This is a genomic window from Enterobacter sp. EC_50 (assembly GCF_019584525.1).
GTDB classification, from domain to species: domain Bacteria; phylum Pseudomonadota; class Gammaproteobacteria; order Enterobacterales; family Enterobacteriaceae; genus Enterobacter; species Enterobacter roggenkampii.
This window is the reverse complement of sequence record NZ_VDAF01000003.1, coordinates 219,573-240,572: the sequence shown is the minus strand read 5'-3', so window position 1 is coordinate 240,572 and position 21,000 is coordinate 219,573. Positions and strand designations below refer to the sequence as shown.

The window sequence follows — 21,000 nt, the reverse complement described above, 5'->3', positions numbered from 1 at the left end:
GGTCTTATGAACGAATTCAAGAGGTGCATGACCGTGTTTACCCACTCCCCCTTTAAAGTGCGCTTAATGCTGCTGAACATGCTGTGCGACATGTTAAACGGTAAACCGCATCAGGATGACAAACCTTCCCACTAAGCGGCGTTGCGGTACGCCGCTTCATTTTCCCGTCACAATCTCGCTCTAAACTGGCTTCCAGCCGCCTTATTCCCGATCTTTTTTACGGATTTGCAATCCCCTTCGCAAAACATCTGCTTAGCAACTGTTGATATTATTTAGCGCTCGCACTATCTTCTTGCAGCCCTGCACAATTTGCGGCTCGCTGAAGCGGACCCTCATTCCCTCTCCACGCACTGTCAGGCAGGTTATGACCCTTGACGCCAGGGTGAGCACATGGCGTTTTCATCCATGATAGTGACCTATGAATGTAACCCTGATAGATACCGTTGTGACCCGCAGCCGGGCCTTAAGCCCGTGGACGGGTTTTTACTTTTTGCAGTCATTACTGATTAACTTTGCGCTGGGTTATCCCTTTAGTCTGCTCTACGCGGTGGCCTTCACCTGCATTCTGCATGTGCTATGGCGCGCCGCCCCGCGCGCGCAAAAAGCGTTAATCGGCATCTGTTCGCTGGTTGCGGCACTCTATTTCCCGTTTGGTCAGGCGTACGGCTCACCAAACTTTAATACCCTTCTGGCGCTGCACTCGACCAATATGGAAGAGTCGACGGAGATCCTGACGATCTTCCCGTGGTACAGCTACGTGGTCGGGCTCTTTATCTTCGCATTGGGCGTTATCGCCATTCGTCGTCAGCCGGGCGAGAAAAAATCCTGGGGTAAGATCGAAATACTCTGTCTGGTGTTCAGCATTGCCGTGGCGTTTGTCGCCCCCATCCAGAACATTCCCTGGGACGGTAAGCTAAGGCTCACCAATATCGGCTACCCGGTTTTCCGCTTCGTGAAAGACGTCGTTGTTAACAATAAAGAGGTTCTCGACGAACAGGCCCGCATGGCTGAGCTTTCCAATATGAAAGACACCTGGAACGTGCTGGCCGTGAAGCCGAAATATCACACCTATGTAGTGGTGATTGGTGAAAGCGCGCGTCGCGATGCAATGGGCGCGTTTGGCGGCCACTGGAATAACACCCCGTTTGCGAGTTCAGTAAAAGGCACCCTTTTTACCGATTATGTCGCGGCCAGCGGCTCGACGCAGAAATCACTCGGTCTGACCCTTAACCGGGTGGTGGATGGCAAACCGCAGTATCAGGATAATTTCGTCACCCTGGCAAACCGCGCGGGTTTTCAGACGTGGTGGTTCTCTAATCAGGGGCAAATTGGCGAATACGATACGGCGATTGCCAGCATCGCCAAACGGGCTGACGAAGTGCAGTTCCTGAAAAATGGCGACTTTGAAGCTGACAAAAACACTAAAGACGAAGCGCTGCTGAAAATGACGGCGCAGGTCTTCGCCACCCCGCGCACCCAGCCGCAGCTGATCGTCCTGCACCTCATGGGGTCGCACCCACAGGCCTGCGATCGGACAGGCGGAAAGTACGCGGAGTTTGTGCAGTCCAAAGAGACCTCCTGCTATCTCTACACCATGACGCAAACCGACGACCTGCTGAGCAAGCTGTACGATCAGCTGCGCAATACGGGCGACAGCTTCTCCATGGTCTATTTCTCGGATCACGGGCTGGCGTTTAAAGAGCGCGGTAAAGAGGTGCAGTATCTGGCGCACGATGACAAGTTCCAGCAGAACTTCCAGGTGCCGTTTATGGTGCTGTCGAGTGACGATAAAACGCATCGCGTCATTAAAGCACGCCGTTCAGCAAATGATTTCCTGCAGTTTTTCTCGCAGTGGACGGGGATTACCGCCGGGCAGATAAAAAACGCTTACCCGTTTGTCTCTAACAAGAAAGCTCCCCCAGTGTACGTTACCAACTTCAAGTTACAGAAAGTTGACTACAACCATCTGGGTACGGATATTTTTGATATTAAGAATAAGTAATTGCCGTCTCGTGCGGACCGATGCCCTCACCCTGGCCCTCTCCCACGGGGAGAGGGAACCAACACTCAAAACGGCAACCTCAGGTTGCCGTTTTGCTTTTATCTTCGACAAAAAAAATCCGCCACAGTGGGCGGATTTTTTATTTAATCACCGAAGTGATTAGAAGCGGTAACCTACGCCCGCGATCCAGGTGCCAACGTCAACGTTGCGGATACGGCTCTGCTCATAGGAGAAGTCCAGAGCAACGTCCTGGATTGGGTTGAACTGCAGGCCTGCGCCATAGGAGAAGCCGTAGTCGCTGTTGCTTGCAGTGCGGTTCAGACCTTCGTTTTCGGTCTGCTGGAATTTACCGTAGCCAACACCTACAACACCGTAGATGCTTGCCCAGTCGTTCAGACGGTAAGCTGGACCAGCAGTGATACCGTAGTACTGGCCTTTGTTGTATGCGCCGTTTTCAGAACGATCTTTCTCGGTGTAGGTGAAAGAACCGATCACGCCCAGTGGGTTGTTATCCTGCTCGTAACGATACTTCAGGTTGAAACCGTTAGCTTTGTTCATCACGCCCTGATAGTCGCTCTGAGCGTAACCACCAGTAACAGTAGAAGTAGCAGCTACAGCGGTACCTGCGGAAACAGCCAGTACAGCGGCCAGTGCTGAAAGACATGCAATTTTTTTCATAACCACCTCAAATGTGATCCAAGTAAGTCCGTAAGTTTTAAATATATCAAAAAAATTTGCGAAACTCTTTGTGATTCGTGATGTCTAATGAAACCTTTCCTGTAACAGAACGTTTCCAGCGTAAGCTATCTCTTTCAAATCACATGCAATTTTCACTACTAAATGCGCATAGTGCGCGTCTGCGCCGTTACATTCATCCAGATTATTCCTAATCTGACAGGCGATAAATCCACCAGCGCTTATCCATTTTACGGATTTCACCTGCTTTTTTTTCAACAGCGCCTCAACCGTCGCCGCATATTTCCTTTACACTGCAACCTTTACCTCATTTGACATAAGCTGACAGGAGAAAGGATGCCTGGGTTATCCCGCACGTCGTCGGTCTGGTTGCCGGTTGCAGTCATACTCATTGCCATGTTGTCCATTCAAAGCGGCGCCTCGCTGGCAAAATCGCTTTTTCCACTGGTTGGCGCGCCCGGGGTGACCGCCCTGCGTATTGTTCTGGGCACGGCGATACTGGTGGTCATTTTCAAACCGTGGCGACTGCGCTTTAAAAAGGAGCAGCGTTTACCGCTGCTGTTTTATGGACTCTCCCTGGGGGCGATGAACTACCTGTTCTATCTCTCCATCCAGACGATACCGCTGGGTATTGCCGTCGCGCTGGAGTTTACCGGCCCGCTGGCGGTGGCGCTGTTCTCCTCCCGACGTCCGGTCGATTTTATCTGGGTCGTGTTGGCCGTACTGGGCTTATGGTTCCTGCTGCCGCTGGGCCAGAGTGTTTCTGAGATTGACCTGACGGGAGCAGCGCTGGCGCTGGGCGCAGGTGCCTGCTGGGCTGTCTATATCCTCACCGGCCAGCGCGCAGGGGAAGAGCACGGACCGGCAACGGTGGCGCTGGGTTCCCTGATTGCGGCCATCGTGTTTGTGCCCATCGGCATGGCGCAGGCGACAGAATCGATCTGGCAATGGTCCGTCATGCCCATCGGGCTGGCGGTTGCGATTCTCTCTACCGCACTCCCCTACTCTCTGGAGATGATTGCCCTTACGCGTCTGCCGACGCGCATATTTGGCACCCTGATGAGCATGGAGCCTGCGCTTGCAGCCATTTCCGGGATGGTGTTTCTCGGTGAAACCCTGACATTGATCCAGACGCTGGCGCTCTGCTCGATTATCGCGGCATCAATGGGATCGACGCTCACCATGCGCCCCGAACCTAAAGTTGAGAAAGTGGATATCAACTAAGGCCATATATTCTGCATGGCTTCCACGCCATGCAGAATAAAGGCCAAAAAGACAGTCGTTATAATTTCTTACACTCTGATTCCTGCCAGCTAAATATCCCTCTGCGCTGACTTCCTCATCCAGCAATTAAGATTGATCTGTATCAATTTAAAAATTATTCAATATTTTCAATAGATTAAATTCTCAACCTCTTTCTCGCTATTAAACCGATAGGCACAGCCAAACCGCAGAGAAAAAATCCGGTGCTATACTTAGTTCCGTAATTACCTGGGACATAAACATCAAGAGGATATGAGATTATGAGTACCGCTAAACTGGTGAAAACGAAAGCGTCTAATCTGCTTTATACCCGTAACGATGTATCGGACAGCGACAAAAAAGCGACCATTGAGTTGCTGAATCGCCAGGTGATCCAGTTCATCGATCTTTCGCTGATCACCAAACAGGCCCACTGGAATATGCGCGGTGCAAACTTTATTGCCGTTCATGAAATGCTGGATGGCTTCCGCACAGCACTGGTTACCCACCTCGATACGATGGCTGAACGTGCCGTTCAGTTAGGCGGCGTGGCGCTGGGTACCACACAGGTGATCAACAGCAAAACCCCGCTGAAAAGCTATCCGCTGGATATCCATACCGTTCAGGATCACCTGAAAGAGCTGGCGGACCGCTACGCGATTGTGGCGAACGATGTGCGCAAAGCGATTAGCGAAGCGAAAGACGAAGATACCGCAGATATCTTCACCGCCGCGTCCCGCGATCTGGATCAGTTCCTGTGGTTCATCGAATCTAACATCGAATAATTCATACGAATTTTCTATCAAACCCTCGCCTTCCGGTGAGGGTTTTGCACATCTATGGTGCACGTTTTTTGCCTGAGAACGTGCAAAAGTGAAGAAATTGTAATAATCACCTCACACAACCGTTAACGGAAGATTGTTTTTTCGTCAGAATTTACGCTAAATAACTCCCTGTCAGTTGAGCCAAACGAAGCGCACCAAAACAGTGCTTCACTTTGGTGCAATAAAACCTCATTGCCCCATTTATTGTGCAATGCATGACATCATCCCCTTTGCAAAACAACAGCTTGTAAAGTTGGCACGATTTTTTCATTGTGCCACCTGTTCTCGCAGGGGATCGCCCCGTGGATATAAAAGGAAATGCTATGAAGTCTGTATTAAAAGTTTCACTGGCTGCACTTACCCTGGCTTTTGCGGTGTCCTCTCAGGCTGCCGACAAACTGGTTGTGGCGACCGACACGGCGTTCGTTCCGTTTGAATTCAAACAGGGTGATAAATACGTTGGTTTTGATGTGGATCTGTGGGCCGCAGTCGCAAAAGAACTCAAGCTGGATTACACCCTGAAGCCGATGGACTTCAGCGGCATCATCCCGGCACTGCAAACCAAGAACGTTGATCTGGCGCTGGCGGGTATCACCATTACCGACGAGCGTAAAAAAGCGATCGACTTCTCTGACGGCTACTACAAAAGCGGCCTGCTGGTGATGGTCAAAGCCGATAATAACGACGTAAAAAGCGTGAAAGATCTCGACGGCAAAGTGGTGGCAGTGAAGAGCGGCACCGGGTCAGTTGATTACGCGAAAGCGAATATCAAAACCAAAGACCTGCGCCAGTTCCCGAACATCGACAATGCGTACATGGAACTGGGTACCGGCCGCGCTGACGCAGTGCTGCACGACACGCCAAACATCCTGTACTTCATCAAAACCGCGGGCAACGGCAAGTTCAAATCTGTGGGCGAATCTCTGGAAGCTCAGCAGTACGGTATCGCCTTCCCGAAAGGCAGCGACGACCTGCGCACGAAAGTTAACGGCGCGCTGAAAACGCTGAAAGAGAACGGCACCTATAACGAAATCTACAAAAAATGGTTCGGTACCGAGCCTAAATAATTTCACCTGAATTCAGGTTTGTAACGCCCGGTGGCGCTGCCGCTTACCGGGCCTACGTTTTTCGTTTTTCACCACGGTATACAGGAATACATCATGCAGTTTGACTGGAGCGCCATCTGGCCTGCCATTCCACTCTTGCTTGAAGGCGCTAAAATGACCCTGTGGATTTCGGTCCTGGGTCTGGTTGGCGGGTTGATTATCGGTCTTGTCGCCGGTTTCGCCCGCACCTACGGTGGCTGGATTGCAAACCACATCGCACTGGTTTTCATCGAAGTGATCCGCGGCACCCCCATTGTCGTGCAGGTCATGTTCATCTACTTCGCCCTGCCTATGGCATTCACCGACCTGCGCATCGACCCGTTCAGCGCCGCCGTCGTCACCATTATGATCAACTCGGGCGCCTACATTGCGGAAATTACCCGCGGTGCGGTGCTGTCGATTCATAAAGGGTTCAGTGAAGCCGGTCTGGCATTAGGCCTTTCACGTCGCGAAACGATCCGCCACGTTATTCTGCCGCTGGCGCTGCGTCGCATGCTGCCACCGCTGGGTAACCAGTGGATCATCAGCATTAAAGATACGTCGCTGTTCATTGTTATCGGCGTGGCCGAACTGACCCGTCAGGGGCAGGAGATCATTGCTGGCAACTTCCGCGCGCTGGAAATCTGGAGTGCGGTGGCCGTTGTCTACCTGATCATTACTCTGGTTCTGAGCTTCGTTCTGCGTCGTCTTGAAAGAAGGATGAAAATCCTGTGATTGAATTTAAAAACGTTTCCAAGCACTTTGGCCCAACCCAGGTGCTGCACAATATCGATCTGAACATCAAACAGGGTGAAGTGGTGGTGATTATCGGGCCATCCGGCTCCGGTAAGTCGACCCTGCTGCGCTGCATCAACAAGCTGGAAGAGATCACCAGCGGCGACCTGATTGTCGACGGTCTGAAGGTGAATGACCCGAAAGTGGATGACCGTCTGATTCGTCAGGAAGCGGGCATGGTGTTCCAGCAGTTCTACCTGTTCCCGCACCTGACGGCGCTGGAGAACGTGATGTTTGGCCCGCTGCGCGTGCGCGGTGCCAACAAAGCGGCGGCAGAAGCGCTGGCGAAAGATCTGCTGGCGAAGGTCGGCCTCGCAGAACGCGCCCATCACTACCCTTCCGAGCTGTCCGGTGGTCAACAGCAGCGCGTGGCGATTGCCCGTGCGCTGGCGGTCAAACCGAAGCTGATGCTGTTTGATGAGCCTACGTCCGCACTCGACCCGGAGCTGCGTCACGAGGTGCTGAAGGTCATGCAGGATCTGGCGGAAGAAGGGATGACGATGGTTATCGTGACCCACGAAATCGGCTTCGCGGAGAAAGTGGCGTCCCGCCTGATCTTTATTGATAAAGGCCGTATCGCGGAAGACGGTAACCCGCAGGAGTTGATTGCGAACCCGCCGAGCCCGCGTTTGCAGGAGTTCCTGCAGCACGTCTCCTGATCCCTCGCGTTACGCTAAGCCGGGCCTGCCCGGCTTTTTTACGCCAGATTGTTCCCAAAAATCCCCCTCCGCGTCCCGACTTCTATACTTATCATTTTGTTCGACATTTTCACCGGAGGACGCCGTGCCGTGGATCCTGTTGCTGTTGATTAGCCTGTTTAGTGCGCCATCGTTCGCCGTCGCGATCCCCGGTGTGACCACCGGAACAACCGCCAGCCAGCAAAATACGCCCCCTCCGGAACCGGATGTTGAACAGAAGAAAGCGGCTTACGGCGCGCTTGCCGACGTTCTTGAGAACGACACCTCCCGAAAGGAATTAATCGAGCAGTTGCGCAAAGCCGCCGCCACGCCGCCCCAGGAAACCGTTCCGACCCTCACCCCTCCGCAGGTGGAGGAGCAAAAAACGGTGCTGGAAAATGTCACCGACGTGAGCCGCCACTATGGGGAAGCGCTCTCCTCGCGCTTTGCCCAGCTCTACCGCAACCTGATTGGCTCACCGCATAAGCCGTTTAACGCACAAACGTTTACCGCCGCCGCCATGCAGTTCCTGATGCTGGCCGGTGCAGTATTCCTTTTTTACTGGCTGGTGCGCCTGTGCGCGTGGCCGCTGTACCGCAAAATGGGGCAATGGGGACGCAGAAAGAATCAGCAGAAAAGCAGCTGGCTGCACCTGCCGCTGATGATCGCCTCAGCCTTTATCATCGATTTACTGCTGCTGGCGCTGACGCTGTTCTTAGGCCAGATGCTGGCCGACAGGCTGAACGCGGGCAACAAAACCATCGCCTTCCAGCAGTCGCTTTTCCTGAATGCCTTTGCCCTGATTGAGTTCTTCAAGGCGCTGCTGCGGTTACTCTTTTGCCCTCACGTGCCGGCGCTGCGTCCCTTCTCCATTCGGGACGAGAGCGCGACATACTGGGCGCTGCGCCTGAGCGTGCTCAGCGGGCTGATTGGCTACGGTCTGCTGGTTGCCGTGCCGATCATCTCCAACCAGGTGAACGTCCAGTTTGGCGCGCTGGCAAACGTCATTATCATGCTCTGCATTACCGTCTGGTCGCTGTACCTTATCTTCCACAATAAAAAGACCATCACTGAGAGCCTGCTGCAACTGGCCGATCGTTCCCTCTCGTTCTTCAGCCTGTTTATTCGCGCATTCGCCCTGGTGTGGCACTGGCTGGCAAGCGCCTACTTCATCGTATTGTGCTTCTTCTCGCTGTTCGACCCGGGAAACAGCCTGAAATTTATGATGGGGGCAACATTCAAAAGCCTGGCGATTATCGGCATTGCGGCGTTTGTGTCGGGGCTGTTGTCGCGCTGGATCTCGAAAACCATCACCCTGTCGCCGCAGGTACAGCGTAATTACCCGGAACTGCAAAAACGGGTGAACGGCTGGATGTCGGTATCCCTCAAGGTGGCGCGCATTCTCACCGTCTGCGTGGCGATCATGCTGCTCCTTAACGCGTGGAGCCTGTTTGATTTCTGGAACTGGCTGCATAACGGCGCAGGTGAAAAAACGGTCGACATTCTGATTCGCATCGCGCTGATTTTGTTCTTCTCTGCCGTCGGCTGGACGCTGCTGGCGAGCCTCATCGAGAACCGTCTGGTGTCAGATATTCACGGCAGGCCCCTGCCCAGCGCGCGGGCCCGCACCTTGCTGACGCTGTTCCGCAACGCGCTGGCGGTCATCATCAGTACCATCACCATCATGATTGTGCTGTCGGAAATCGGGGTGAATATCGCCCCGCTGCTGGCCGGTGCAGGTGCCCTGGGGCTGGCGATCTCCTTCGGGTCGCAAACGCTGGTGAAGGATATTATTACCGGCATCTTTATCCAGTTTGAGAACGGGATGAACACGGGCGATCTGGTGACCATCGGGCCGCTGACCGGCACGGTGGAGCGGATGTCGATTCGCTCGGTGGGCGTGCGTCAGGATACCGGGGCGTACCACATCATCCCCTGGTCCTCGATCACCACCTTTGCCAACTTTGTGCGCGGCATTGGTTCCGTGGTGGCGAACTACGATGTGGATCGTCATGAGGATGCCGATAAAGCGAAGCAGGCGCTGCGCGATGCGGTAGAAGAGCTGATGCAGATGGAGGATATTCGCGGGCTGGTGATTGGCGAGCCGTCATTTGCCGGCATTGTCGGGCTGACGAACACGGCCTTTACCCTGCGCGTGTCGTTCACCACCCAGCCGCTGAAGCAGTGGACGGTGCGCTTTGCGCTCGACAGCATGGTGAAAAAGCACTTCGATCTGGCGAACGTGCGGATGCCGGTACAGACGTATCAGGTCCTGCCGCCGCCCGCAGCGCCGCTCCCTCCGCAGGAGCCGACGCTGTAGACGGGTTGCCGGGTGGCGGCTTCGCCTGACCCGGCCTGCGACGCAGCGCTATTTGCGGCGTTTGTTATCGTCCATAAATGACCAGGCGATAAAGCGGCTTTGCTTCTGGCCCTGCGCCATCTCTTTTTTCACTACTTTCACCGCGCCCGCTTCGGTGAGCGCGCGGTAAAGTGGCGGCAGGTTATCTCCGCGGGAAACCAGCGTCGTAAACCACTTCACCTGACGGCCAAACTGTTTGCTTTCCGCAATCATGCGCAGGATAAAGGCCACCTCGCCGCCTTCACACCACAGCTCCTGCTGCTGACCGCCGAAGTTCAGCGCGGCGTCTTCAGCCTGACCCAGGTTGCGGCGCTTGCGCTCGCTGCCCGCGCGGGCCGCTGCCGCCGAATCGTGGAACGGCGGGTTGCACATCGTGGCGTCATAGGTTTCATTTTTATGGATAATGCCGTTGAAGATTGAGGCGGCCTCTTTCTGACGACGCAGGCGAATGGCGCGGCTTAATCCCGGGTTCGCGTTGATAATCGCCTGGGCGCTGGCGAAGGCCTCGGCACCGATTTCGCTTCCGGTAAAGCGCCAGTGATACTCATGCGCGCCGATCAGCGGGTAAATCAGGTTCGCCCCGGTGCCGATATCCAGCACGGTCGCCTGCTGAGGAATAATGCCATCACGGTCTTCAGCCAGAAGATCGGCAAGGTGATGAAGGTAATCCGCGCGGCCCGGAACGGGTGGGCAGAGAAAGCCTTCCGGAATATCCCAGTTCGCCACACCGTAGTAATGTGCGAGCAGCGCTTTGTTCAACATTTTAACCGCCTGGGGGTCAGCAAAGTTGACCGAAGGTTCACCCGCGGGGGTCTGGACAATATAGTCCTTTAACGGCGGGCAGCTCAGGCATAACGCATTCATGTCGTAGCGGCTGCGGTGGCGGTTTCGTGGGTGCAATCCCGGCTTTTGGGAAGTCATGGCGTTCTCCTTTAAACAGCGGCGTAAGATACTCTTTGCTGGCCCAACGGTAAATCTTTCTCTGCGGCGCTGAAAAAGCCGCCATAAATCAAACACCTTTATGTCTATGATCTGTCAGCGTAATGTCAATTTTTATCGTTCAAAAAATAAGCAGATCATCATCAAATATTTGCGCTAAGTCACACTCGTCAGGCTTCTAAACTTAAGGGGAATCACCTGTTGTTTCCTCATGAGGATGTGATTATGAAAAAGTACCTGACCCTTGTTGTTATCGCCGCCGCCCTGACGACCGCGTCATTTTCTGCGATGGCCGTTCAGTCGCTGACCCAGAGTACCGACACCAGCCAGCTTCAGCCTGCAGGCACCGTCTCCGTAAGCCGCGCAAGTAACCTGGACGATCTGCAGAATAAACTGGCGGAAAAAGCCCGCCAGGAAGGTGCAAAAGGCTTCGTGGTGAATTCCGCTGGCGGAGATAACCATATGTACGGCACAGCGACCATCTATAAATAATCTGCCCCACCCCATGACTGCATCTGCCTGCCAGATGCAGTTTGCTCTCTTCCTCGCCTTGATTGTTCATTTTTTAACCCCACATTAAAAGCAGGGCATAACACCATTTCAGGAGGATGCTATGGCTTCCGGTTGGGCGAATGATGACGCCGTAAACGAACAGATCAACAGTACGATTGAAGATGCGGTTGCGCGCGCTCGCGGTGAAATCCCGCGCGGCGAAAGCCTGGAGGAGTGCGAAGAGTGTGGAGAGCCGATCCCGGAGGCGCGGCGAAAAGCCATTCCAGGGGTAAGGTTATGCATTACCTGCCAGCAGAATAAAGATTCAAAAAATGCTTCATATTCAGGTTATAATCGCAGAGGTTCGAAAGACAGCCAGTTACGTTGACTTTCCTTTACCTAAGTTAACCGCCGGGGCGCTTACCTTTACGCTCACGATTTTTAGCGAACCGCGTAGCAAAATGTGCCCTTCATTTTTGTTCTGTAAAGCGCATCCACAAGAAGTGTAAAGCGCCACTTTGAATTTATTAGTAATCAATAAGTTATTTGTCATTCAATTTTTTTGATTGACCACGTCAATTCTCTTCGATTTTATCTCTCAAGAAAAAACGTGATACTCATCACATCGACGGAACATCGTCCCCTTAACAGAAACACCTGCGAGAGATTACTTATGAAAACCATCAAATATGCTGTAGCTGCTGTTGCCCTGTCCGCTCTGTCTTTCGGCGCTTTCGCCGTAGAGCCAGTCTCTTCTGCTCAGGCACAGAACATGAACAAAGTCGGTGTGGTGAGTGCTGATGGCGCGACCACCCTGGACGGTCTGGAAGCCAAACTGGCTGAGAAAGCAGCTGCTGCCGGTGCAAGCGGATACACCATTACCTCCGCTAACGGCAATAACAAGCTGAGCGGTACCGCGGTTATCTACAAATAATCGCCTGAATGAATGCTGTCCCCTCGCCAAACCCTCTGGTGAGCTGCTCCAACCCTCATTGACCCTGTTGTTTGTTACCCTTGCTTGCCCGTCCGCCACTGGACGGGCTTTTTTTTGCCTAAAACGCCGCGTCAACGCGTTTGAGACCGGCCTCGACCGTATCAACTTCCCCGGTTGCCAGCAGGCAGCAGGCCATCTGCAGCTTAATAGACTGCGGCACAGGCACGTTTCCGGCGAGGCACTGTTCAATCCAGTGCGCGGTGGTGTGCGGGTCTTTCGCTTCAGGGAGAATGACGTCCGTATTCTCTTCCCCGCGCGCCAGGACAGCGCGCGTACCGGCAGAATCGATCAGCATCAGCTGAGGGCAGCGCAGTGGATTGGCATACACCTCACCTTCTGTACCGTGCATCAGCAGCGCCCTGCCGCCAATCTCCTCAAAAAATTTCCCGACACGCCCCACGTATTCCGGGTGCGATACGCTGGAAAGGCGCAATGCGGCATCTTCTGCAAACGGCGTCGCCAGCTTCGCCAGGGTGTGGGCGCTGTTGCGCACGCCCATGCGCCAGCGCATATCCAGCTGCTTTTCCAGCGGCGGGCACAGGGCTCCGACGGGGATGTAAACCGGCTGATGGCCATCCAGCTTCGCCTGCGCCTGTCCTGCATGACGCGTTGGCTCAATCCCCAGCATGCCGAAAATGGTCTCCGTCAACACGCGGGTGGGATCTTCGCTGACCCCGTGAACCACCACCGGGAACCCCAGCTTATGCAATAAGATCGCCAGCAGCGGAGTGAGGTTTGCCTGCTTGCGCGCGCCGTTATAGCTCGGGATGACAATCGGCATCGGTTTTGCCACCGGCGGCGTCAGGCGCAGCGTTTGCGCCTGCATCGCCTCGTAAAAACCGCGCATCTCCGCTTCGCCTTCGCCTTTGATACGCAGCGCAATCAGTATGCCGCCCATCTCCAGGTCAGGTACCTCGCCATCGAGCATTCGGGTATACAGGGCGCGAGCAGTTTCATGGTCCAGATCGCGGGCGTGGTTTTTGCCCCTGCCTACCTCTTTGATAATCTTGCGATAATCCACGACATCTCTCCTGAAAATATCCTTCTGGTAACAATATAGCCCTGTTAAACGTTCGGACGTTAGTTTTTTTCTACATCATCAACGTTCTGTTTTTAAGGATAAAAAAGAAACTCAAGCATTATTTCAATTATTTGTGATTTCTGCAGAAGATTCTTAATGCACCATTATTTGTTTAAATAACCAGCGGAAAGTCATTAAGGGTCAACGGTGAAAACGTCCAGGCAACGCTCTCACCAGAAACATATCAGGATTTGTTATGAACAAGGTTGCTTTAGGTTTAATCATCGCCGCAGCGGTGGGATGTTCTGCATCCACGTTTGCGGCAACAAACGGTGAAGGTCAGATCAATTTCACCGGTGAAATTATCGATTCTGCTTGTCAGGTTGTGAATGGATTAAGTAATCCATTAAATGTTCAGCTGGGAAAAGTGTCTAAAACGGTATTTACCGGTGCTGGCTCTACCAGCACATTAACGAAGTTTGATATTCAGTTAACGAATTGTCCTGACACGGTCACCTCCGCAGCCATTAATTTCGGCGGTACGCCAGATGCGAATAACAACGCTACGCTGGCCTTAACGCCAGATAGCGATGCGGCGACCGGTGTGGCAATTCAGCTGGTTGATGCCTCAGAGCAGCCTGTCAGCCTGTATACGCCATCGCAGCAGTATCAATTAACCTCCGGTACGGCGGTTAACGATCTGGAATTTGGTGCCCGTTATATCCAAACCGGCGCTGCGATCACCGCAGGCCCTGCTAACTCTGTATCGACCTTCACCGTTATTTATAACTGATCTTATCAATCCTGAGATATTAATGCTTTTGCGGGCATTAATATCTCATCTATTTATTGAGAAATCTGTATGCGCCACGGTTATTTACTGAGCACGCTTTTACTGGTAGCCGCCACTGCACATGCGGGCGTCATTATTAATGGCACCCGTCTGGTCTACCAGGGAGATAAAAAGGAATCATCTCTTGGTCTTTCAAATCCAGATGCGACGGATTATCTGGTACAGTCCTGGGTTGATTCCGGCGGTAAAAACCTGGCCAAAGCCCCGTTCCTCATCACCCCGCCGCTTTTCCGTCTGGATGCGAAAGAAGATAACGTTCTGCGCGTGGTACGTACGGGCGGAAATTTGCCTGAAGACAGGGAATCCCTGTACTGGTTGAATATTAAAGCGATCCCTTCCTCAAAGCAGGTGGAAGGCGTGAATACGCTGCAAATTGCGATTAATACCCGTATTAAATTGCTGTATCGCCCGTCTGCGGTAAAAGGCAGACCAGAAGACGTGGCCGATAAGCTTGAATGGCGTCGCGAAGGTAACGAGCTGGTGGTGAATAACCCCACGCCGTTTTATATGAATTTCCAGGCAGTCACCCTGAATGGTCAGAAAGTGACGAAAGCGACCTGGGCCGTTCCAAAAACAGAAACGCATTTTGCCATACCGGGTAATGTCAGAGGCTCGAACGTGACGTATTCCATTATTACTGATTACGGCAGCATCAGCCATACCTGGTCGAAATCCGTTCATTAATACTTTTCCCCGGTAATAAAATAATCATGTACAGCCATAAAAAGCCGTTCACCTGCCGATTTTCATCATTGCTGGTCATTCTTTTTGGCCTGGTAATGGCGATCTTTGCGCATCAGGTTATGGCTGATGATTATTTTAACCCTGCCCTGCTGGATATTGATAATCCCCAGCAGGGAAAAACCGATTTATCCATCTATGAAAAAGGCCCTGGCCAGGCGCCGGGTAAATATCAGGTTACGGTGTTTATCAATAATAATAAAATTGATACCCGCGATGTCACCTTTACGCTGCAGAAAGACGATCAGGGCAACAGCACGCTGCAACCTTGCTTTACCGTGGACGATTTAAAAAGCCTCGGGATCAAGACCCAAAAATATCCGCAGCTGAAAGCCAAAGGCCAGTGCGCCGATTTACACGCCATCCCTGCGGCATCCGCGACCTTCCGCGTTCGCAACCAGCAACTGCTGCTGAGCATTCCCCAGTCGGCGCTCGGTCAGGTGCCTCGCGGCTACATTGACCCAAAAGAGTTTGACGAAGGAATTAACGCGGGCCTGCTTAGCTACAGTGCAAATGCCAGCCAAAGCCATGCGCGCCAGCCGGGTGAACAGGATAACAGCAGCCAGTACGTTAACCTGCGTCCGGGTTTGAACATTGGCGCATGGCGCATTCGCAACTATTCCACCTGGAATCGCAGCACCACGGGTAACGAGGAGGACCAAAAATTCACCTCCGTATATACCTACGCGCAACGCGATATGGTGGCGATGAAAAGCGACCTCACCGTCGGCCAGAGTTCCTCGCCTTCCGACGTTTTTGACAGCGTACCCTACACCGGCGTGGAGCTGAAATCCGATAACGACATGCTGCCGGACAGTGAAAAAGGCTACGCCCCCATTATTCGCGGCACCGCCCACAGTAACGCGCAGGTGGTGGTACGCCAGAACGGTTACATCATTTATCAGAACACGGTCGCCCCCGGCGCGTTCGAAATTAACGATCTCTACCCCACCGGCAGCAGCGGCGATCTCCAGGTCACCGTGAAAGAGACCGACGGCAGCGAAAGCCATTTCGTCGTGCCGTTTGCCTCCGTGCCGGTATTGCAGCGTGAAAAAAATCTGCGCTACAGCGTGACTGCCGGACGCTACCGTTCTTATGACAACGACGTCGAGAAGACCCCGTTTGCCCAGGGCAGCGCCATCTACGGTTTACCCTACGGTTTCACCGCCTACGGTGGCGTGCAGCAGAGCAGCCATTACCAGTCTCAGGCGGCTGGCGTCGGGAAAAACATGGGCGATTTAGGCGCCTTCTCCATTGACGTGACCCGCGCGAAGGCTCTGTTGAAAAAACAGCAGGCCAGCAAAGGCCAGTCATGGCGCGTGCGCTATAGCAAAGACATCGCCCGGTCAGGCACCAACTTCTCACTGGCCGGCTACCGCTACAACAGCAAAGGGTTTTACACCCTTGAAGACACCATGGAGTCATATACCCGCTCCGACGACTGGTCTGCACCGCAGCAGCGCCGCGCCCGAACCGAAGCCACCATCGACCAGACGCTGCCGGAAGGCTGGGGATCCGTCACCCTGAGCATGGTGAAAGAGACTTACTGGAGTCAGAGTCAGAACATGACCTCGATGAGCGTCAGCTACAACAATAGCTGGCACGGGGTGAGCTACAGCCTCAGCTACAGCATGAACAAAAACACCCAGGACAGCGATGAAGACGGTAACGAGGTGACAAACGACAACCAGTTCTCGCTGAGCGTCTCGGTGCCGCTGGACCGCTGGATGCATAACACCTGGGCCACCTACAACCTGAACAACACCAAAGACGGCACGACGCAGAACATCGGCCTGAACGGTACGGCGCTGAAAGAGGACAACCTGAACTGGAACATCCAGGAAGGGCTGAGCAGCACCGGCAGCGGTAACTCCACCAGCATCAACGCCGATTATAAAGCGACCTATGGTGAAGTGAGCGCAGGCGTCAGTCAGGATAAATATCAGCAGACCGTGAACGTCGGTTTGCAGGGCGGCGTGGTTGCCCATGCGAACGGAATAACCCTGAGCCAGCCGCTCGGTGACACCATCGCGCTGGTGAAAGCGCCGGGCACGCACGGAACCCATATCACGAACCAGACGGGCGTCGAGACCGACTTCCGCGGCTACACCGTCGTGCCGTTTGTTACCGCGTATCGCCACAACACCATCGCGCTGGATACCGAAACGCTACCGGACAACGCCGACGTCACCCACGCGGCGCAGATCGTGACGCCAACCCGCGGGGCCGTGGTGCGCGCCAGCTTTAACACCCGCGTGGGTAACCGCGTCCTGATGACGCTTACGCAAAAGGGTAAACCGCTGCCCTTCGGCGCAACGGTCACCACCGAGGATAAGGACAGCGAATTTATTGTCGGGAATGACGGCCAGACATACCTCTCTGGTCTGCCGCAGCAAGGGCATCTCTACGTTTCCTGGGGACAGGGGGCGGACGAGCACTGCGTCGCTGACTATGCGCTAACGGATGAGAAAGAGAAAACCAGCATCATTAACGCTGCCGCGCAGTGTCACTGATCCACCGTTCAGGCTAACGATTATGCAAATGATTAAACAGTGCTTTTTCTTACTGGTTCTGGGAACCGCCGCGTTATTTATGCCGCATGCGAAGGCGACCTGTACTACGCCAGATCTGCCGAAAATGATCAACGTGGCCTCTATCTCCGTTCCCACGACGCTGGCCGTTGGCGAAACGATCCCGGGTACAGAGCAAACCGCCCATATCGCCGGTAATTGTGACAATGCGGAAGATAAGGGGCTGGAAATTGTCTCTTGTTACTACGGCACTGGGGCTGAGATTCCAGGCCTGAAAGGTGTCTACGATTCGGGAGTTCCTGGGATCGGTGTGGCCCTAATGAACGATCAGGGGCAGCGCATCAGCGGAGCCGGAGGCGTTAACTGCATTTCCACAGGAACGCCGTTGGGTTATGTTTCCAGCGATGGCAAACAGACCTTTAATTTCGACGTTACGCTGGAGTTGGTCAAAACCAGCGATACCGTAGCGTCAGGCACGCTGAATCAAAGTCAGACCCGTTTTGGGATCGGGGTTTATCACCACGAAGGGCTGGGCGATCCCAACACCATCTCCTATGCAGGCAACGTTATTCTGAAAGAGGTCACCTGCTCCGTCCTGCCGAAAAACCTGACGGTCAATCTGGGGGATTTCCCGCTCAGCGATTTTATCAGCGTGGGGATGCTCTCTTCCCCGGCACGAAACTTTGACGTCACGGTGAACTGCAACAGCACCGTACAGCCTGAAGTGAAAATTACCAGCTCAAACGGCTATGAAACGGCCTTCGAAGGGGTGCTGAAACTCACGCAGCAGACCGGCGTCGCGACGGGCGTCGGTGTCCGAATGCTGTTCGACGACAATATCGCCACCTTTGATACCTACGTTAACACCCGAAGCGAAGCCATTGCCAACGAAACGCTGACCATACCGTTTGAGGTGCGCTACGAGCAGGTCAGCGACGTGGTCACTCCCGGTCCGGCCAACACCGTTGCCACCATCACGCTTGCTTATAAGTAACTGACATGAAGAAGATAATTGCGTTTATGGCGCTGGGGCTGATCGCCCAGGCACACGCCGAGGATATTCAGATCCAGATGACGGGCAACATTTACGCCAATGCCTGCATCATCGACAGCGCCAGCCGGAACCTGACGGTGGATTTAGGTCAGGCGGCATCCGGTGATTTTAAAGACGTGGGCGATACCGGCGAGTGGAAAGACTTTTCCCTGTCAGTATCCCACTGCCCGCCAAGCCTCGCGCTTGCCACCGCCTACTTCTATGGACAGGCGGACAGCACACACCCCACTAAATTCGCCAATATCGGCAGTGCAAAGGGGCTGGCGCTGGAGCTGGCAGACCGGCAGGACAATATTCTCATCGCTCCGCAGGCGAGCTTTAACGCGGTGATTAATCAAAACGATCATACGGCCACCTTCCCACTCGCCGCACGCTACTACGCCACCTCCATGCCGGTGAGCGCAGGGACGTTCAGCAGCGTGGTGCAGGTAACCTTCACTTACCAGTAGGACCGCGCCCCTTAGCACGGATGCTTTTCCTGCGCCCGGCGGTCAGTGTTGCCGGGCGTTTTTTTACCTCGGGGACCTCTGGCTGTTCAATCGGAAAGATCGGCAGCGCGTTTAACAACCGTTGGCCGTAATTTTTAGTGAGCAGACGCTTGTCATAAATCACCACCTCCCCCCAGCAGCCGTGGCTACGGATCAGACGCCCGACCTGCTGAATAAGGTTAAACGACGCCGCAGGTAAGCTCTGCACCTCAAACGGATAGCGGTTGAGGCTCTTCAGCCACTCGCCCTCGGTGATAACGACCGGGCTGTCGATGGGCGGGAAGGCAATTTTATGAATATGCACCTGCGTCAGGTAATCGCCCTTCAAATCCAGACCTTCCGCGAAGGACTGCAATCCTACCAGCACGCTGCGCTCGCCGTTATCGATGCGCTTGCGATGGGTTTCCACCAGCCGGTAACGGGGCTGGTCGCCCTGGACCAGCAGAAGCAGGCGCAGGTCGGTCACATGTTCCAGAAAACGCTGCATCGCCCGTCCGCTGGCAAACAGCACCAGCATGCCGGGGTACTTCCTGCTCTCAACCTGTTCGCGGAAGTAGGCCGCCATTTCTGCAATGTGCTGCTCTTCGTTGTCGATAAGCGGCTCGTACTTCATGCGCGGGATCACCAGCTTACCCTGCTCGCAGTGGTTAAACGGCGAATCCAGCGCGACAAAACGATCGCCCGCTTTCTCTTTCAGGCCGCTCATCTCCTGCAGCCGCGAGAAGTTGTTCAGGGAGCGCAGCGTGGCGGAGGTCACGACCACGTGCGGCACGCTGCGCCAGATGAGTTTTTCCAGCTGATCGGCCACGCGGATGCCCACGCAGTGGAAAAACAGGTGGACCTGGCCGTCGCGCACTTCACGGGTGGCCCATTTGGTGACCGGCGCGCCCGACGCCTGTGCCATCGAGGCCAGCCGCCAGAGCTTGCTCTGGGCTTCGAACATGCCGAGCGCACGGTTCATTTGCAGCAGAATGCGGTGCAGGCGAACAACGTCATGGGTGCCGGTTTTCTCGCTGAGATCGTTTAAGAACATCTCCGCCAGCCCGCGCAGCTTTTCCAGATGCTTCGCCAGCTGCTGGCAAATCTCCATCACCTCCTCCGGCAGTTCGCCCATCGCAAAGCGGTGTTCCGCCTCCTGGGCTGCGGGAAGATAAAGATTCAGGATGTTGTTCAGAGACGAGATAAGGCTGTAAACCTCTTCGCAGTGATCGCTCAGACGCTCCGGCACCGCCAGCGGCGGCGTGGTTTTCGGGCGGAACTGCTCCATGCAGGTGGCGACAAGCTTGCAGAAGAGATCCAGCTGCAGGCGGAACCAGGGCGCGGTAATTTCTGCGCTCATCTCCAGCGCGTCGCGCGCCACGTCGGGCAGATGGTGGCCTTCGTCGAGCACCAGCAGCAGGTTTTTCGGCTCCGGCAGCACCGCTTCGCTCTCCAGCGCCGCCATCACCAGCGCGTGGTTAGCCACCACCACTTCGGCTTCCTGAATTTCGCGCCGCGCGACGAAGAACGGGCATTCGCGGTAGTAGTGACAGTTGCGGTTCAGACAGCTGGCCTTGTCGGTGCTGAGCCTGCGCCACAGATCGTCGCTGATGGCTTTATCGGTGTGATCGCGCAGGCCGTCCCATTTATAACCATCAAGATCGCCTTTCAGCGTTGCGCAGAGCTCCTGCTCGGCTTTGTTGTTGGGCGTGAGATCGTCGTCGAGGAACGCCAGCAGATCCTGTTGCGACGCCTCGCTGCTGGCAAGCCCTGCCAGGTTACGCGGGCAGACGTAGCGACCGCGGCCAAAGGCGGCCGTAAACCGCAGGTCGGGGATGATTTTGCGCAGCAGCGGCAAATCTTTGCTGAAGATCTGGTCCTGCAAGGCCACGTTGGCGGTGCTGACCACCAGCGTTTTGTCCTCCTCCCGCGCGATGGCGATGCCGGGAATGAGATACGACAGGGTTTTCCCGACGCCGGTCGGGGCTTCAATCGCCAGATGTCGCCCGTCGTCCCCGGCGAGCGTTTTTGCCACGTCGGCAATCATCTGCCGCTGCGGCGCTCGGGGGATAAAATCGGGGATCTGCTGCTGTAGCGCCTTATACCAGGCGCCTATTTGCGCTTTCAGCGCCGCGGTTAAAGCCATTGGAAAACCTGAAATACTGTATAAACAGCCACTATTGTGGCACTTTCTCTTCGCTGCCGCAAAAAGAAAAGCCCGGCTTTAC

The 21,000-nt window shown here is 54.5% G+C and carries 20 protein-coding genes; 16 read left to right on the top strand and 4 right to left on the bottom strand.

The window, feature by feature from the left end; translation table 11 throughout:
* Positions 1–6 precede the first annotated feature (6 nt).
* Both mntS and FHC48_RS04465 read left to right on the top strand, forming a co-directional pair.
* On the top strand, positions 7–135 hold the full coding sequence (gene mntS / locus FHC48_RS04470) for a manganase accumulation protein MntS (protein ID WP_046092307.1): 129 nt from the start codon (positions 7–9) through the stop codon (positions 133–135).
* 283 nt (positions 136–418) lie between these two features.
* Positions 419–2,002, top strand: a complete 1,584-nt coding sequence (locus FHC48_RS04465) for a phosphoethanolamine transferase (RefSeq protein ID WP_059362999.1) — start codon at positions 419–421, stop codon at positions 2,000–2,002.
* A 159-nt stretch (positions 2,003–2,161) separates the two neighbouring features.
* Here the strand turns inward: FHC48_RS04465 and ompX are convergent, their stop codons facing one another.
* Positions 2,162–2,680, bottom strand: a complete 519-nt coding sequence (gene ompX, locus FHC48_RS04460; RefSeq protein ID WP_008501173.1) for an outer membrane protein OmpX — start codon at positions 2,678–2,680, stop codon at positions 2,162–2,164.
* Between the two features lie 354 nt (positions 2,681–3,034).
* Here ompX and rhtA point away from each other — a divergent pair, with 354 nt between their 5' ends.
* From rhtA to ybiO, 6 genes are all read left to right on the top strand, one after another.
* Positions 3,035–3,922, top strand: coding sequence for a threonine/homoserine exporter RhtA (gene rhtA / locus FHC48_RS04455; RefSeq protein ID WP_046092309.1), 888 nt, complete (start codon positions 3,035–3,037; stop codon positions 3,920–3,922).
* Positions 3,923–4,221: 299 nt separating this feature from the next.
* Entirely contained in the window at positions 4,222–4,725 is a 504-nt protein-coding gene (gene dps / locus FHC48_RS04450) for a DNA starvation/stationary phase protection protein Dps (protein ID WP_008501171.1), read from the top strand.
* A gap of 362 nt (positions 4,726–5,087) precedes the next feature.
* Complete coding sequence (gene glnH / locus FHC48_RS04445) at positions 5,088–5,831, top strand: glutamine ABC transporter substrate-binding protein GlnH (protein WP_008501170.1); 744 nt, start codon at positions 5,088–5,090, stop codon at positions 5,829–5,831.
* A gap of 93 nt (positions 5,832–5,924) precedes the next feature.
* The gene (gene glnP / locus FHC48_RS04440; RefSeq protein WP_003858462.1) at positions 5,925–6,584 is read left to right on the top strand and encodes a glutamine ABC transporter permease GlnP; all 660 of its coding nucleotides are present in this window, start codon (positions 5,925–5,927) and stop codon (positions 6,582–6,584) included.
* The gene (gene glnQ / locus FHC48_RS04435; RefSeq protein ID WP_008501169.1) at positions 6,581–7,303 is read left to right on the top strand and encodes a glutamine ABC transporter ATP-binding protein GlnQ; all 723 of its coding nucleotides are present in this window, start codon (positions 6,581–6,583) and stop codon (positions 7,301–7,303) included. The genes glnP and glnQ overlap by 4 nt, the downstream gene beginning before the upstream one ends.
* 124 nt (positions 7,304–7,427) lie before the next feature.
* Complete coding sequence (ybiO, locus tag FHC48_RS04430) at positions 7,428–9,641, top strand: mechanosensitive channel protein (protein WP_059362994.1); 2,214 nt, start codon at positions 7,428–7,430, stop codon at positions 9,639–9,641.
* Between the two features lie 48 nt (positions 9,642–9,689).
* On the opposite strand, the gene rlmF is transcribed toward ybiO, so the two are convergent.
* The gene (gene rlmF / locus FHC48_RS04425; RefSeq protein WP_008501167.1) at positions 9,690–10,601 is read right to left on the bottom strand and encodes a 23S rRNA (adenine(1618)-N(6))-methyltransferase RlmF; all 912 of its coding nucleotides are present in this window, start codon (positions 10,599–10,601) and stop codon (positions 9,690–9,692) included.
* Positions 10,602–10,844: 243 nt separating this feature from the next.
* On the opposite strand from rlmF, the gene mcbA reads away from it, so the two are divergent.
* The 3 genes from mcbA (at position 10,845) to ybiJ (ending at position 12,045) form a co-directional block, all read left to right on the top strand.
* Positions 10,845–11,111 carry a DUF1471 family periplasmic protein McbA gene (mcbA, locus tag FHC48_RS04420; RefSeq protein WP_021240977.1) on the top strand — a complete coding sequence of 89 codons (267 nt, stop codon included), beginning with the start codon at positions 10,845–10,847 and terminating at the stop codon, positions 11,109–11,111.
* 121 nt (positions 11,112–11,232) lie between these two features.
* Complete coding sequence (locus FHC48_RS04415; protein WP_059362992.1) at positions 11,233–11,499, top strand: DksA/TraR family C4-type zinc finger protein; 267 nt, start codon at positions 11,233–11,235, stop codon at positions 11,497–11,499.
* Between the two features lie 285 nt (positions 11,500–11,784).
* A complete protein-coding gene (ybiJ, locus tag FHC48_RS04410; protein ID WP_013097471.1) occupies positions 11,785–12,045 on the top strand; it encodes a DUF1471 family protein YbiJ in 261 nt (86 codons plus the stop codon).
* 118 nt (positions 12,046–12,163) lie between these two features.
* Here ybiJ and ybiB read toward each other — a convergent pair whose 3' ends face one another.
* Positions 12,164–13,126, bottom strand: a complete 963-nt coding sequence (gene ybiB, locus FHC48_RS04405; protein ID WP_008501163.1) for a DNA-binding protein YbiB — start codon at positions 13,124–13,126, stop codon at positions 12,164–12,166.
* A gap of 256 nt (positions 13,127–13,382) precedes the next feature.
* Here ybiB and FHC48_RS04400 point away from each other — a divergent pair, with 256 nt between their 5' ends.
* From FHC48_RS04400 to FHC48_RS04380, 5 genes are all read left to right on the top strand, one after another.
* Positions 13,383–13,919 carry a fimbrial protein gene (locus tag FHC48_RS04400; protein WP_021240980.1) on the top strand — a complete coding sequence of 179 codons (537 nt, stop codon included), beginning with the start codon at positions 13,383–13,385 and terminating at the stop codon, positions 13,917–13,919.
* 69 nt (positions 13,920–13,988) lie between these two features.
* Positions 13,989–14,663, top strand: coding sequence for a molecular chaperone (locus tag FHC48_RS04395; protein WP_008501161.1), 675 nt, complete (start codon positions 13,989–13,991; stop codon positions 14,661–14,663).
* A gap of 26 nt (positions 14,664–14,689) precedes the next feature.
* The gene (locus FHC48_RS04390) at positions 14,690–17,233 is read left to right on the top strand and encodes a fimbria/pilus outer membrane usher protein (protein ID WP_220420510.1); all 2,544 of its coding nucleotides are present in this window, start codon (positions 14,690–14,692) and stop codon (positions 17,231–17,233) included.
* A 22-nt stretch (positions 17,234–17,255) separates the two neighbouring features.
* Positions 17,256–18,245, top strand: a complete 990-nt coding sequence (locus FHC48_RS04385; protein WP_039024390.1) for a fimbrial protein — start codon at positions 17,256–17,258, stop codon at positions 18,243–18,245.
* A 5-nt stretch (positions 18,246–18,250) separates the two neighbouring features.
* Complete coding sequence (locus FHC48_RS04380; RefSeq protein ID WP_059362991.1) at positions 18,251–18,754, top strand: fimbrial protein; 504 nt, start codon at positions 18,251–18,253, stop codon at positions 18,752–18,754.
* Here FHC48_RS04380 and dinG read toward each other — a convergent pair.
* Positions 18,741–20,918 (bottom strand): ATP-dependent DNA helicase DinG, encoded by a 2,178-nt coding sequence (dinG, locus tag FHC48_RS04375; RefSeq protein ID WP_059362989.1) that lies wholly within the window; start codon positions 20,916–20,918, stop codon positions 18,741–18,743. The two genes, FHC48_RS04380 and dinG, sit on opposite strands and share 14 nt — an antisense overlap.
* Between the last annotated feature and the right edge of the window lie 82 nt (positions 20,919–21,000).

What these genes read in the sequence shown, in the direction of transcription:
- FHC48_RS04395 (WP_008501161.1), top strand. Translation starts at nt 13,989, where the DNA reads ATGCGCCACGGTTATTTACTGAGCACGCTTTTACTGGTAGCCGCCACT.
- ompX (WP_008501173.1), bottom strand. Translation starts at nt 2,680, where the DNA reads ATGAAAAAAATTGCATGTCTTTCAGCACTGGCCGCTGTACTGGCTGTT.
- FHC48_RS04390 (WP_220420510.1), top strand. Translation starts at nt 14,690, where the DNA reads ATGTACAGCCATAAAAAGCCGTTCACCTGCCGATTTTCATCATTGCTG.
- FHC48_RS04400 (WP_021240980.1), top strand. Translation starts at nt 13,383, where the DNA reads ATGAACAAGGTTGCTTTAGGTTTAATCATCGCCGCAGCGGTGGGATGT.
- glnH (WP_008501170.1), top strand. Translation starts at nt 5,088, where the DNA reads ATGAAGTCTGTATTAAAAGTTTCACTGGCTGCACTTACCCTGGCTTTT.
- dinG (WP_059362989.1), bottom strand. Translation starts at nt 20,918, where the DNA reads ATGGCTTTAACCGCGGCGCTGAAAGCGCAAATAGGCGCCTGGTATAAG.
- mcbA (WP_021240977.1), top strand. Translation starts at nt 10,845, where the DNA reads ATGAAAAAGTACCTGACCCTTGTTGTTATCGCCGCCGCCCTGACGACC.
- FHC48_RS04465 (WP_059362999.1), top strand. Translation starts at nt 419, where the DNA reads ATGAATGTAACCCTGATAGATACCGTTGTGACCCGCAGCCGGGCCTTA.
- dps (WP_008501171.1), top strand. Translation starts at nt 4,222, where the DNA reads ATGAGTACCGCTAAACTGGTGAAAACGAAAGCGTCTAATCTGCTTTAT.
- glnP (WP_003858462.1), top strand. Translation starts at nt 5,925, where the DNA reads ATGCAGTTTGACTGGAGCGCCATCTGGCCTGCCATTCCACTCTTGCTT.
- rlmF (WP_008501167.1), bottom strand. Translation starts at nt 10,601, where the DNA reads ATGACTTCCCAAAAGCCGGGATTGCACCCACGAAACCGCCACCGCAGC.
- mntS (WP_046092307.1), top strand. Translation starts at nt 7, where the DNA reads ATGAACGAATTCAAGAGGTGCATGACCGTGTTTACCCACTCCCCCTTT.
- FHC48_RS04385 (WP_039024390.1), top strand. Translation starts at nt 17,256, where the DNA reads ATGCAAATGATTAAACAGTGCTTTTTCTTACTGGTTCTGGGAACCGCC.
- FHC48_RS04380 (WP_059362991.1), top strand. Translation starts at nt 18,251, where the DNA reads ATGAAGAAGATAATTGCGTTTATGGCGCTGGGGCTGATCGCCCAGGCA.
- rhtA (WP_046092309.1), top strand. Translation starts at nt 3,035, where the DNA reads ATGCCTGGGTTATCCCGCACGTCGTCGGTCTGGTTGCCGGTTGCAGTC.
- FHC48_RS04415 (WP_059362992.1), top strand. Translation starts at nt 11,233, where the DNA reads ATGGCTTCCGGTTGGGCGAATGATGACGCCGTAAACGAACAGATCAAC.
- ybiJ (WP_013097471.1), top strand. Translation starts at nt 11,785, where the DNA reads ATGAAAACCATCAAATATGCTGTAGCTGCTGTTGCCCTGTCCGCTCTG.